General features: G+C 70.5%; 10 protein-coding genes and 1 pseudogene. 4 read left to right on the plus strand and 7 right to left on the minus strand.

Annotated elements, in window-relative coordinates; all coding sequences use genetic code 11:
* Positions 1-19 precede the first annotated feature (19 nt).
* On the plus strand, positions 20-553 hold the full coding sequence (locus KUF83_RS27465; protein WP_217457609.1) for a hypothetical protein: 534 nt from the start codon (positions 20-22) through the stop codon (positions 551-553).
* Positions 554-580: 27 nt separating this feature from the next.
* On the opposite strand, the gene KUF83_RS27470 is transcribed toward KUF83_RS27465, so the two are convergent.
* Positions 581-1,507, minus strand: coding sequence for a LysR family transcriptional regulator ArgP (locus KUF83_RS27470; RefSeq protein WP_217457610.1), 927 nt, complete (start codon positions 1,505-1,507; stop codon positions 581-583).
* A gap of 67 nt (positions 1,508-1,574) precedes the next feature.
* Between KUF83_RS27470 and KUF83_RS27475 the strand changes: the two genes are divergently transcribed.
* On the plus strand, positions 1,575-2,195 hold the full coding sequence (locus KUF83_RS27475; RefSeq protein WP_217457611.1) for a LysE/ArgO family amino acid transporter: 621 nt from the start codon (positions 1,575-1,577) through the stop codon (positions 2,193-2,195).
* On the opposite strand, the gene KUF83_RS27480 is transcribed toward KUF83_RS27475, so the two are convergent.
* The gene (locus tag KUF83_RS27480) at positions 2,095-3,138 is read right to left on the minus strand and encodes a DMT family transporter (protein ID WP_217457612.1); all 1,044 of its coding nucleotides are present in this window, start codon (positions 3,136-3,138) and stop codon (positions 2,095-2,097) included. The two genes, KUF83_RS27475 and KUF83_RS27480, sit on opposite strands and share 101 nt — an antisense overlap.
* Before the next feature lie 104 nt (positions 3,139-3,242).
* On the opposite strand from KUF83_RS27480, the gene KUF83_RS27485 reads away from it, so the two are divergent.
* Positions 3,243-3,848: a TetR/AcrR family transcriptional regulator gene (locus tag KUF83_RS27485; RefSeq protein ID WP_217457613.1), complete on the plus strand. Its 606-nt coding sequence runs from the start codon at positions 3,243-3,245 to the stop codon at positions 3,846-3,848.
* Positions 3,849-4,004: 156 nt separating this feature from the next.
* Positions 4,005-5,342, plus strand: coding sequence for an MFS transporter (locus KUF83_RS27490; protein ID WP_374106174.1), 1,338 nt, complete (start codon positions 4,005-4,007; stop codon positions 5,340-5,342).
* A gap of 247 nt (positions 5,343-5,589) precedes the next feature.
* Here KUF83_RS27490 and KUF83_RS27495 read toward each other — a convergent pair whose 3' ends face one another.
* From KUF83_RS27495 to KUF83_RS27515, 5 genes and pseudogenes are all read right to left on the minus strand, one after another.
* Entirely contained in the window at positions 5,590-6,492 is a 903-nt protein-coding gene (locus tag KUF83_RS27495; protein ID WP_217457615.1) for a Gfo/Idh/MocA family protein, read from the minus strand.
* A 117-nt stretch (positions 6,493-6,609) separates the two neighbouring features.
* Entirely contained in the window at positions 6,610-8,772 is a 2,163-nt protein-coding gene (gene glgB, locus KUF83_RS27500) for a 1,4-alpha-glucan branching enzyme (protein WP_217457654.1), read from the minus strand.
* 127 nt (positions 8,773-8,899) lie between these two features.
* The gene (locus KUF83_RS27505) at positions 8,900-10,309 is read right to left on the minus strand and encodes a maltokinase (protein WP_217457616.1); all 1,410 of its coding nucleotides are present in this window, start codon (positions 10,307-10,309) and stop codon (positions 8,900-8,902) included.
* Between the two features lie 14 nt (positions 10,310-10,323).
* Positions 10,324-12,054: a maltose alpha-D-glucosyltransferase gene (gene treS, locus KUF83_RS27510; RefSeq protein WP_217457617.1), complete on the minus strand. Its 1,731-nt coding sequence runs from the start codon at positions 12,052-12,054 to the stop codon at positions 10,324-10,326.
* Positions 12,051-12,275: pseudogene (locus KUF83_RS27515) on the minus strand (alpha-1,4-glucan--maltose-1-phosphate maltosyltransferase); the annotation flags it as partial. The gene treS and the pseudogene KUF83_RS27515, both read right to left, overlap by 4 nt.

The following is a 12,275-nucleotide window of genomic DNA, read 5'->3' on the forward strand; positions in this document are numbered from 1 at the left end:
TGAGGTCGAGAGGTGGACTGTGTACGAGCCGAATGTGGTCGGGGACTGGCAGGAGTACGACGACGAGCATGCCGGCCTGCGTGTCCGCGTCCATGGCCTGGAGAAATCCGAGCCGCCGCGCGGGCGTGACGACGCGGCCGAGGGTCTGGTCTACTTCCGATTCCGGGTGACCGTCGAAAACCGTACGACCGAACATTTCGGCATTCACCTCGAGGACGGTCAACTCGACATCCGTGTCGGAAGCGACGGCGAGAGCGCGTTTCTGGACTGGCGCAACTCCCAGTTCATCGAGGGCTTCGACGTCTACCCCCTGCGCCGGGTCACCTCCGTCCTGTACGCCGCGGCCCCCGAGAGCTGCCTGTCCCTCGTGGACATCCAGGTGCAGTTGAAGGTCGACGACGAGTGGACCGAGCGGTACCTCTGGTCGGGCGGCATCGGCGCGCACGACGCGGCCGTCGGAGTCGGCGCCCGCTCCGACTCCGCCCAGGACAGCCTCGCCGCCCAGGTGATCAGCTTCCTGGAGCGGGAAGCGGGGCCCGGCCCGGCTTCCTGAGGCGCCCGGCGAGCCCGCCCTCCGACGTCAGCGGACCGGGCCGCCGTCCAGAGCCTCGGCCGCCGCCGAGGTGACGGCCTCGGCCACGGCCGCCAGCGCCGGGAAGTCGAGCCGCCACTGCTGCCAGAACAGCGGGACGTCGATCTGCCGGTCAGGTGCGAGATTGACGAGCCGCCCCTCGCGCAGCAGGGGCGCCGCCTGCACCTCGGGAGCCATGCCCCAGCCCATCCCGGCGGCCACGGCGTCGACGAAGCCTTCGGACGTCGGCACCAGATGCCGCAACCGGCTCGCGCCGCGACGGCGGCCGCCTCCGAGCCTGCGGACGAACGCGTCCTGGAGATCGTCCCGTTGGTCGAAGGCCACCACGGGCGCGTCGGGGACCACGTCCCGCAGTGGGGTGTCCGGCCGGCCGCCGAGCCACCGCGCCACGAAGGCGGGGCTCGCCACCGGGACGTACCGCATGCTCCCCAGGCTGCGCACGGAACAGCCCGTCACCGCGTCCCGCGAGGAGGTGACGGCCGCCATCACCAGCCCTTCGCGCAGGAGCGCGGCCGTGTGGTCCTGGTCCTCGCGGCGCAGTTCGTAGCAGAGCCCCAGTTCCTCCGGCACGCGGGCGAGCGCCGGCAGGAACCAGGTGGCCAGCGAGTCGGAGTTGACCGCGATGGAGAGCCGGGCCGGATCTTCGGAGCCGGACATACCGAGCTCGGCGCGGGCGTCGCGTTCGAGCCGGGCGAGTTGACGCGCGAAGCGTACGACGGCCTCGCCGGCCTCGGTCGGCCGGACCGGCTTCGTACGCATCAACAGCACGCGTCCCGTGCGCTGTTCGAGTGCCTTGACGCGCTGGCTCACCGCGGACGGCGTCACGTGCAGCACGGCCGCGGCGGCATCGAAGGTGCCCTCGTCCACGACGGCCAGCAGGGTCCGCACCTGGTCGAGAGGAAGCTCTGTCATCACGCCTGCTAATGATACGTAAGAATCCTTAGCTGTACTTCTTCGCGGTCGGGTTCCTAGCCTGGGCGCCGTGACCAGCGCTCTGACCGCCGCGGCCGCCGGGTTCGGCACCGGCCTCTCCCTGATCGTCGCCATCGGCGCACAGAACGCCTTCGTCCTGCGTCAGGGCATCCGCCGGGAGGAGGTGCTCGCCGTGGTGGGCATCTGCGCCCTGTCCGACGCGGCGCTCATCGTGCTGGGCGTCGGCGGTGTCGGCGCGGTGGTGGTGGCCTGGCCCTCGGTACTGACCGCGGTCGCCCTGGTCGGCGGCCTGTTCCTGATCGGTTACGGCTGCCTCGCCGTGCGCCGTGTCCTTCGGCCCTCGGCCCTGACGGTGACGCCGGGGACCGAGGGCGGGACGGGTTCGCGACGCCGAGCCGTACTGACCTGCCTGGCGTTGACGTGGCTGAACCCGCACGTCTACCTGGACACGGTGTTCCTGCTCGGCTCCATCGCGGCCGACCGCGGGCCCCTGCGCTGGACCTTCGGCCTCGGTGCGGTGCTCGCCAGCCTGGTCTGGTTCGCCGCTCTCGGCTTCGGCGCCCGGCTGCTCAGCCGCTTCCTGGCCCGCCCGTCGGCGTGGCGGGTACTGGACGCTCTGGTCGCCGCGACGATGATCGCACTCGGTGCCACGCTGATCGCCGGGGCGTGAACGGGCCTGCTTCCGTCTCCCGCCGGCCCGAGTGGTCTTCGCCCCGGCCGCGCCGCTCGTCGCCGTCCCGGCGACGTCGGCGCTCCCCGCGGTGGACGACGGCGACGGCCAGCAGGCCGAGCGCGAGTCCCGCCCCTGTCTGTGTCCCGAAGGGCTCGCCGAACATCAGCGCACCCCACACGGCCGTGACGGGGGCCATCAGGAACATGAGGGTGTTGACCGCGGTCACCCCGGACCGTCGCAGGAGCAGCCAGTACAACCCGTATCCGCCGAACGTCGAGAGCACCACGAGCCACACCACGGCGGTCCAGAAGGAAGCGCTCGCCGGTGGCGTCACGCCTCCGGTGACGACGGCGAGCGCCGTGAAGATGACGGCACTGGTGACCGCGTGGACCGTCATGGACACCATCGGGCGGACGTCCCTGCGGCTCCGGCGGTCCAGGAAGGTCGCCGCGACCAGGCACAGCATGCCGAGGAACGGCACGAGATACGCCCACCACGCGACACCCGTCCCGGCGCCGGCGTCGGCCGCCGTGACGACGGCGACTCCGGCCACGCCCAGCCCCAGCCCGAGCCACTGCGTTCGCGACACGGCCACACCCAGCAGGGGTCCGGCCAGTACTCCGGCCACGAGCGGCTGCGTGCCGTCGATGAGGGCCGTCGTTCCGCTGGAGACGCCCAGTTCGATCGCGTAGTAGACGGTCAGGAGGTACCCGCTCTGCGACAGGGCCCCGACGACGGTCTGCCGGAACAGGTCGCGTGGCCGCAGCCCACGCCAGGACGCCCGGGCGACGGTCAGGGCGACGACGCCCAGGACGAGCGCCAACGGCAGGAAGCGCCACAGCAGGAGCGTCACGGCGGACGCGCTGCCCGACCCGAGCTTGGCCCCGATGAAACCGGAGCTCCAGGCCCCGACGAACGCGATCGACAGCAGGATGTTCACGGCACCGCACACCTCCAGAGGTGGATGGGCGACAGGACGGCCGACAGAAAGTAGACCGATCTGTATACATGGCTTGAGTATACAGATCGGTCTACTATGGGGAAATGAGCACCACGAGCACCCCCCGCCGCGTACCGATGACCCCCGCCGCCCGCCGCGCGCTGGAAGCGGCCGGGCGGCTCTTCTACGACCGGGGAATCCACGCCGTCGGCGTCGATCTGATCGCCGCGGAGGCCGGCGTCACGAAGAAGACGCTCTACGACCGCTTCGGCTCGAAGGACCAGATCGTCGTCGAGTACCTCGCGGACCGCGACGAGCGCTGGCGCGCCTTCCTCGCACCGCGGCTCGAAGCCGCCAAGTCACCGCGCGACGGGGTCCTGGCGGTCTTCGCCGCCTCACGGGACTGGATGGACACGACCAGCCCGAGGGGCTGCAGCATGGTCAACGCCCACGCGGAGATCGAGGATCCGTCCCACCCGGCGTACGCGGTCGTCACCGGCCAGAAGCAGTGGATGCTCGCACTGTTCACCGATCTCGTACGCCCGTCCGCTCCCAACACGGCCGAGTCCCTGGGCCGCACCCTGATGCTGCTCCATGAGGGAGCCCTCGTCGCCCACGGCCTGCGCATCTTCCCCGGTGCGTTGGACCAGGCCCGCGAGCAGGCGGTGCTCCTCCTGGCCGGGGCCGTCGACCCGCCCCCCGCGGACTGACCGCGGCTCCCCGAACCGGTCCCAGGAATCCGCTGATCCGCCCGGTGCGGACCGTCGTGAACTCTCACGCCTGTCCACGGACCGGCCCGCCCGGCGCAGGCCGCGCCGCATCCGCGATAGTGAACCTCGAACAGAAAGATGTATCGAGCAACCAGGATGGGCGTGGACACGAGCAAGGGCAGTGCGGACAACCCCGCGGAACCCCGGGCCACAACCGGGGAACCCGCGGACCCGGAGGACCGGAAGGGAAGCGGGTGGCGCCGCTGGGCCATGGACACCCGGCCGCTGCGCCGACCCGCGTACCGCCGCCTCTGGTCCTCGACCGTCGTCACCGCCGTGGGCAGCCAGCTCACCGCCGTCGCCGTACCCAAGCAGATCTACGACCTCACCGGATCCTCGGCCTGGGTCGGCTACGCGAGTGTCGCGGGGCTGCTGCCCCTCGTCGTCTTCGCCCTGTGGGGCGGCGCGATCGCGGACAGCGTGGACCGGCGCAAGCTTCTCCTCGTCACCAACACCGGTATCGCCGTCACCTCCCTGCTCTTCTGGATACAGGCCGTCACCGGGCTCGAATCGGTCGGCGCCCTGATGGTGCTGCTGGCGGTCCAACAGGCGTTCTTCGGCCTCAACTCCCCGGCCCGCCAGGCCTCCATCGCCCGGCTGGTCCCCAAGGAGGAACTCGCCGCGGCCAACGCACTCGGCTCGACCGTCATGCAGACCGGCCTGGTCGCGGGCCCGTTGCTCGCCGGAGCCCTTATTCCCGTCGTGGGCCTCGCCGAGCTCTACCTGATCGACGCGCTGGCCCTGTGCGCCACGGTCTGGGCCGTCCACCGGCTCCCCTCACTGCCACCCCTCGCCACCACCGCTGCGAGGGCCGGCCGGGCGGGGCTGCGGGGGATCGCGGAGGGCTTCCGGCACATCTCCCTCAACCAGGTGCTGCTGCTGTCCTTCCTCGCCGACATCATCGCCATGGTCCTCGGCATGCCCCGCGCGCTCTTCCCCCAGCTTGCCGCGCAGACGTACGCGCCGTACGGCGAAGGCCTGGCGCTCGGGCTGCTGTTCGCCGCGATTCCCATCGGCGCGGTGCTCGGCGGGCTCATGTCGGGCACCTTCTCCCGGGCCCGCCGGCACGGCCTCATGGTCATCGTCGCGGTGATCGCCTGGGGCGTGGCCGTGACCGGGTTCGGTCTGAGCGCCAACCTGTGGGTGGCGGTGGCGTTCCTCGCCGCCGCCGGAGTCGCCGACATGGTCTCCATGGTCTTCCGCGGAGCGATCCTGCTCTCGGCCGTCACCGACGAGCTCCGCGGCCGGATGCAGGGCGTGTTCACGGTCGTCGTCGCGGGCGGCCCCCGACTGGCCGACGTGCTGCACGGCACGGCCGGATCGGCACTGGGCCCTCGTACGGCCGTCGTGGGCGGCGGCCTGCTCGTCGTTTTCTCCATGCTCGTACTGGCGGTGACCATGCCCGCGTTGCGCCGCTACCGGGGGTCCGTCTGAAGGGCCGGAGCCGCCGTGGGGGCGGGACAGCTGAAGAGAGAGCCGAGGAGGGAGCCGAAGAGGGGGACGACCGAAGGCGCGGGAACACCCGCGCGATCGCCTGCCGAGTCGGTCGGTCCCGCCGCTTCAGCGCACACCGGCGCCCGATGCCCGCCCGTCGGCGGCCCGCGATCCGGACGCGCCCCGGCCAGGCCCTCATAAGGCCGGGCCCGGCACCGGCTTCGGGGGCGGTCCGCGTGGAGCGGGTTCAGCTCTCGACGGCCGCCGCGGCCTGCGCGATCAACTCCTGGAGGTAGAGGCCCCGCCGGGCGTCGAGCTCACCGGGGACACCCGTGCGTACCGCCGTGGCGAAGGCCTGGCGCAGCACCGGCCAGCACGCGTTGTGGTCGAGGTCCGCGCTGTCGTACACGAGCCCCGGCCGGGGCCCGAAGAGCTCGACGCGCATGATCCCGGGCTCTACGTCGACCGATCCGGACAGCGAGGCCTGGCTGACCGCACCGCTCTCGTGCTCGCAGGTCAGCTCGACCCATCGGCGGGGGTCGCCCGTGCCGCGGACCCGCACGATGGGCCCCACGGCGGCGTCCAGCAGGTCCAGGATGTGGGGCCCGAGATCCAGCAGCGCACCGTGCTCCAGCCGCCAGGGAGTCGCGAAGTCACCGCCGAGGAAGGCCCCGCTCAGACAGCACGAACGGGCTCCCGACACCTCGATGCCCTTCGCGGCCCGCAGGAACTCCTGGGCGGCGGGGTGATAGCGGTTGGTGAGGACGACCTGGGAGACGACCCCCGCCTCGTCCACCGTGTCCACGAGCCGCCTCGCGGACGGCACGTCCAGCCCGATCGGCTTCTCCAGCAACAGCGCCTTGCCCGCCTTCGCGGCACGGCCCGCGAGGTCCGCCTGAATGTTCGGGGGCACCGCGAAGGCCACCGCCTCACAGACGTCGAGCAGTTCCTCGAAACGCGACACCGCGACGGCTCCGTGCGGTGCGGCGGTCTCCTGCGCGGCCTCCGGGCGCCGCGCCCACACGGCCGTCAGCTCCGTCTCGGGTCCGGCGGCGAGCACGGGCGCGTGGACGCCGCGCGCCCAGGGGCCCGCTCCGACCAGGCCGACCTTGACGGGGGAATGGGGCCAGGGGGACACGATGTCGGCCACGGAAGTCCAATCTGAGCTGCGGCGCCAGTACGGCGCCAGTACCGGGAAGCGGCGACCGTAAAACGAACGGCCGGGACGGGACGTGCCCGACGGGACGCGAGGGGAAACGCGCCCTTCCTATGCCGGTCGCAGCCACACCGTCGCCAGCGGCGGCAACGTGAGTCGGGTACTGGCCGCCCACCCGTTCAGTCCCTCCCCGTCGGCCTTGACGGGGTGGGCGTGCGTGACACCGCCGCCTCCGAAGCACTCCGTGTCGGTGTTCAGGACCTCCTGCCAGGCAGGTACGTCGTCCGGGACCCCGAGCCGGTACCCGTGCCGCACGACCGGCGAGAAGTTGGAGACGGCCAGCAGCGGTTCCCCGTCCGCCGCGAACCGCAGGAAGGCGAAGACGTTGTCGTCTGCCGCGTCCCCGGCGACCCACGCGAACCCGGCAGGATCGGTGTCCCGCTCCCAGAGTGCGCCGGCCGCCCGGTACTGACGGTTGAGCTCGCGGACGAGGTCGCGCACTCCCCGGTGGTCCGCTTCGGCGCCGTACGCGGGATCGAGCAGCCCCCAGTCGGGCCCGTGCGCCTCCGACCACTCCGCGCCCTGGGCGAACTCCTGGCCCATGAAGAGGAGTTGCTTGCCGGGGTGGGCCCACATGAAGGCCAGGTAGGCGCGGTGGGTGGCCCGCTGCTGCCACCAGTCGCCGGGCATCTTCGACACCAGTGACTGCTTGCCGTGCACGACCTCGTCGTGCGAGATGGGGAGGACGTAGTTCTCGCTGTAGGCGTACACCATCGAGAACGTCATCTCGTTGTGGTGGTACTTGCGATGCACGGGTTCGTGCTGGATGTACTCCAGCGAGTCGTGCATCCAGCCCATGTTCCACTTCAGCCCGAAGCCGAGACCGCCGCTGTCGGTGGGACGGGTCACCCCGTCCCAGGCCGTCGACTCCTCCGCGATGGTCACGATCCCCGGCACCCGCCGGTACAGCGTCGCGTTCATCTCCTGGAGGAACGCCATCGCGTCGAGGTCCTCGCGGCCGCCGAAGGCGTTGGGGGTCCACTGGCCGGCCTCGCGCGAGTAGTCGAGGTAGAGCATGGAGGCGACGGCGTCGACGCGTAGCCCGTCGATGTGGAACTCCTCGCACCAGTAGACGGCGTTGGCGACGAGGAAGTTGCGCACTTCCACCCGGCCGAAGTCGAACTCGTAGGTCCCCCAGTCGGGATGCTCGGCGCGCCGGTCGTCCCCCGGTTCGTAGAGCGGCTCCCCGTCGAAGCGTGCCAGCGCCCAGTCGTCCTTCGGGAAGTGCGCGGGCACCCAGTCCATGATCACGCCGATGCCGGCCCGGTGCAGTGCGTCGACGAGGTACTTGAAGTCGTCGGGGCTGCCGAGCCGGGAGGTGGGCGCGTAGAAGCCGGTGACCTGGTAGCCCCAGGAGCCGCCGAAGGGGTGCTCGGCGACCGGCATCAGCTCGACATGGGTGAAGCCCAGGTCGGCGACGTACTCGGGCAGCACGTCCGCCAGTTGACGGTATGTCAGGCCGGGTCGCCAGGAGGGGAGATGGACCTCGTACACCGAGAACGGCGCCTCGTGCACCGGTGTGTCGGCGCGGTGCGCCAGCCACTGCGCGTCGTTCCACTCGTAGTGCGAGGCCGTGACGACGGACGCCGTGTCGGGCGGCACCTCGGCGCGGCGTGCCATCGGGTCGGCCTTGAGGAACCGGCCGCCGTGGCGGGACGTGATCTCGAACTTGTACCGCGCACCCTCGCCGACGCCGGGCAGGAACAGCTCCCACACACCGGCCGCGCCCAGCGAACGCATCGGGAACTGCGTACCGTCCCAGAAGGTGAAGTCCCCGGCGACCCGCACCCCGAGGGCGTTCGGCGCCCACACGGTGAAGCGGGTGCCCGCCACTGACTGGTGCGTCATCGGCTCGGCCCCGAGCGCCCGCCACAGCTGCTCGTGCCTGCCCTCACGGACGAGGTGCAGGTCGAGCTCGCCGAGCGCGGGCAGGAACCGGTACGGGTCCTCCACCTCCAGCTCGGTGCCGCCCGCGTACCTGACCAGCAACGTGTACTCGGGCACGACGTCGAGCGGCAGCACCCCCGAGAAGAGGCCGTCGCCCTCGCTGTCCAGCTTCATCCGCAGCCCGTCCGGCAACGACACGGACACGGCCTCGGCGAACGGCCGCAGCGTACGGAAGACGACACCCTCCGACACGGGATGCGCCCCGAGCAGCGCGTGCGGATCGTGATGGGTTCCCGACAGCAGCCGCTCCCGGTCCGCCGTGTCCATCGAGGACACCGGCCGCCGTTCTCCGGGCCCGTCCTGCCCCGGCGCGGACGAACCGGCCTCGGCGGGGCGGACGTCCTTGGACGGCGGCGGGGTCAGGGGTACGGAGATATTGCGGCCTGCCACGGTTTCAGCCTCCTTGAGCGCTGTGGAACGAAGGGATGGGTGTGTGCGGACTGCCGGACACGACAGGGGAGTTCTCGGCCAGCCGGGCGATCGCCGCCATCGGCACGGGCAGCCAGTCGGGCCGGTGCCGCGCCTCGTACAGTGCCTCGTACACGGCCCGGTCCGTCTCGTAGGCCCTCAGCAGCGCGGGCTGCGCGCGCGGGTCCCACCGCGCCTGGGCGGCGTACCCGGCGCAGTAGGCATCCCGGCAGCGACGTGCCCACTCCGGACGCCACGGACGGCGGCTGCGGGCGGCGTAATCGAAGGAGCGCAGCATGCCCGCGACATCGCGGACGGGGGACTGGAGCTGTCGGCGCTCGGCGATGGGGCGGGCGGGTTCGCCCTCGAAGTCGATGACGAACCACCGCTCCCCGGCCCGGAGCACCTGACCGAGGTGCAGATCGCCGTGGATCCGCTGAGCCGGACGGCCCGGGTCGAGCACGGCGAGCGCGTCGAAGGCGGCCCGCAGCCCGTCCACATGGGGCACGAGCTCCGGAACCGACCGGCTCGTCGTGTCCAGCCGTTCGATCATCGCGGCCGCGAGTCGCCTGTTCCCGCGCCCGGTCGGCGCGCCGAGGGCGAACGCGGCGGCCAGTGCGAGATGCACCTCGGCGGTCGCCCGCCCCAGTTCGTACGCCTCGTCCGCGAAGTCCCGTCCCGCGGTGAGCGATTCGAGGGCGAGGGTCCATCCGTCGACGGCGTCCGGCAGGAACGGCTGGAGCACACCGAGCGTCGCCACCTGAGGTTGCGAGGTCCGCATCCACGCCACGGGGGCCGGTACACGGGTGCATCCCTGGCGGGCCAGGGCCCAGGGCACCTCCAGGTCGGGGTTGATGCCGGGCTGCACCCGCCGGAACACCTTGAGGATGTACGAATTCCCGTACACCAGGGAGGAGTTGGACTGCTCGACGTCGAGAAGGCGGGGCGTCAGACCAGCGGGGACCGCCACCTTCGCGTCCCGCTCGAACCGCAGAGGACCCGCCGTCCCCGGGGTGCGCAGCCGCTCCAGCAGCAGGTCGGCCGACCGGGGTTCCTGCAGGGCGTCGTACACCGTGAGACCGGCCAACGGTCCCTCGCTCGCCCGGCCGATACGGGCGTGCGCCAGCCGGGGAGGGAGGACGTCCCCGACGCCGAGAAGCAACTGGTAGCAGTCCCCGGACTGGGACGGCGAAGTGCCGTGCCGGGTGCTGACCAGCAGGTGCAGGCATGCCGGATGCAGCTCGGTCACCGAGAGCAGGGACAGCTCGGTGATCTCCCGGCCCTTGCCCGCGAACCAGCGCTGCCGGGGCAGCCACGCCCGCAGCAGACCGGAGAGCGACGTCAGCAGAAGAGCCGGACTGTGGCCGCTGGGGCGGGGTGATACGACCTTGCGCATGACGACCCGTCCTTTCAGGAGCACACCGTCAATCGGCGTTTGGTGAGGGGAGTGGCCGCACACAGTCGGAACCAGTAGAAGCCGTGGCCTGCGAGGGTGAGGAGGTAGGGGAGGTCGCCGATGGCGGGGAAGCGGACGCCGCCGATGAGTTCGACGGGGTGGCGGCCGTTGAAGGTCTGGAGGTCGAGTTCGGTGGGTTGGGCGAAGCGGGAGAAGTTGTGGACGCACAGGACGAGGTCGTCGCCGTGTTCGCGGAGGAAGGCGATGACGGCGGGGTTGGAGGAGGGGAGTTCGGTGTAGGAGCCGAGGCCGAAGGCGGGGTTCTGTTTGCGGATTTCGATCATGCGTCGGGTCCAGTGGAGCAGTGAGCTGGGGTTGCTCATGGAGGCTTCGACGTTGGTGACCTGGTAGCCGTGGACGGGGTCCATGATCGTGGGGAGGAAGAGGCGTCCGGGGTCGCAGGAGGAGAAGCCGGCGTTGCGGTCGGGGGTCCATTGCATGGGGGTGCGCACCGCGTCGCGGTCGCCGAGCCAGATGTTGTCGCCCATGCCGATTTCGTCGCCGTAGTAGAGGATCGGCGATCCCGGCAGTGACAGCAGCAGGGCGGTGAAGAGTTCGATCTGGTTGCGGTCGTTGTCGAGGAGGGTGGCCAGCCGCCGCCTGATGCCGATGTTGGCGCGCATGCGGGGGTCTTTGGCGTATTCGGCGTACATGTAGTCGCGTTCTTCGTCGGTGACCATTTCGAGGGTGAGTTCGTCGTGGTTGCGGAGGAAGATGCCCCATTGGCAGCCGGAGGGGATGGCGGGGGTTTTCGCGAGGATTTCGGAGACGGGGTAGCGGGATTCGCGGCGGACGGCCATGAAGATGCGGGGCATGACGGGGAAGTGGAAGGCCATGTGGCATTCGTCGCCGCCGGTGGTGTAGTCGCCGAAGTAGTCGACGACGTCTTCGGGCCATTGGTTGGCTTCGGCGAGGAGGACGGTGTCGGGGTAGTGGGCGTCGATTTCGGCGCGGACGCGTTTGAGGATGTGGTGGGTGGCGGGGAGGTTTTCGCAGTCGGTGTTTTCTTCGGCGAAGAGGTAGGGGACGGCGTCGAGGCGGAAGCCGTCGATGCCGAGGTCGAGCCAGAAGCGGAGGGCGGAGATGATTTCTTCGACGACGGCGGGGTTTTCGAAGTTGAGGTCGGGTTGGTGGGAGAAGAAGCGGTGCCAGTAGTACTGCTTGCGGAGGGGGTCGAAGGTCCAGTTGGAGGCTTCGGTGTCGACGAAGATGATGCGGGCGTCGGGGTATTGCTTGTCGTCGTCGGCCCACATGTAGTAGTCGCCGTAGGGGCCTTGGGGGTCGTTGCGTGAGGCTTGGAACCAGGGGTGCTGGTCGCTGGTGTGGTTCATGACGAAGTCGATGATGACGCGCATGCCGCGTTGGTGGGCGGCGTCGACGAATTCGACGAAGTCGGCGAGGTCGCCGAATTCGGGGAGGACGGCGGTGTAGTCGGAGACGTCGTAGCCGCCGTCTTTGAGGGGGGATTTGAAGAAGGGGGGGAGCCAGAGGCAGTCGACGCCGAGCCATTGGAGGTAGTCGAGTTTGGCGGTGAGGCCTTTGAGGTCGCCGATGCCGTCGCCGTTGCTGTCCTGGAAGGAGCGGACGAGGACTTCGTAGAAGACGGCGCGTTTGAACCATTCGGGGTCCCGGTCTTTGGCGGGGGTGTCTTCGAATGTGTCCGGGACGGGCTCGTTGACGATCATGTGGGTGACCCTCCGGTGGGCGGTGAGGACGGTCGCAGGACGGTGGTGACGTGCGCGGGCCGCAGTCCGGGCGTGAGGCGTACGTAGTTGGTCCTGCCCCAGTGGTAGATCTCGCCGGTGAGCTCGTCGCGCACCGGCACCGACTCGTGCCAGTCGAGGCCGAGTCGTGGCATGTCCAACGAGATGGTGGCTTCCTGGGTGTGGTGAGGGTCGAGGTTCAC

Source organism: Streptomyces sp. BV286 (genome assembly GCF_019090165.1).
Taxonomy (GTDB): domain Bacteria; phylum Actinomycetota; class Actinomycetes; order Streptomycetales; family Streptomycetaceae; genus Streptomyces.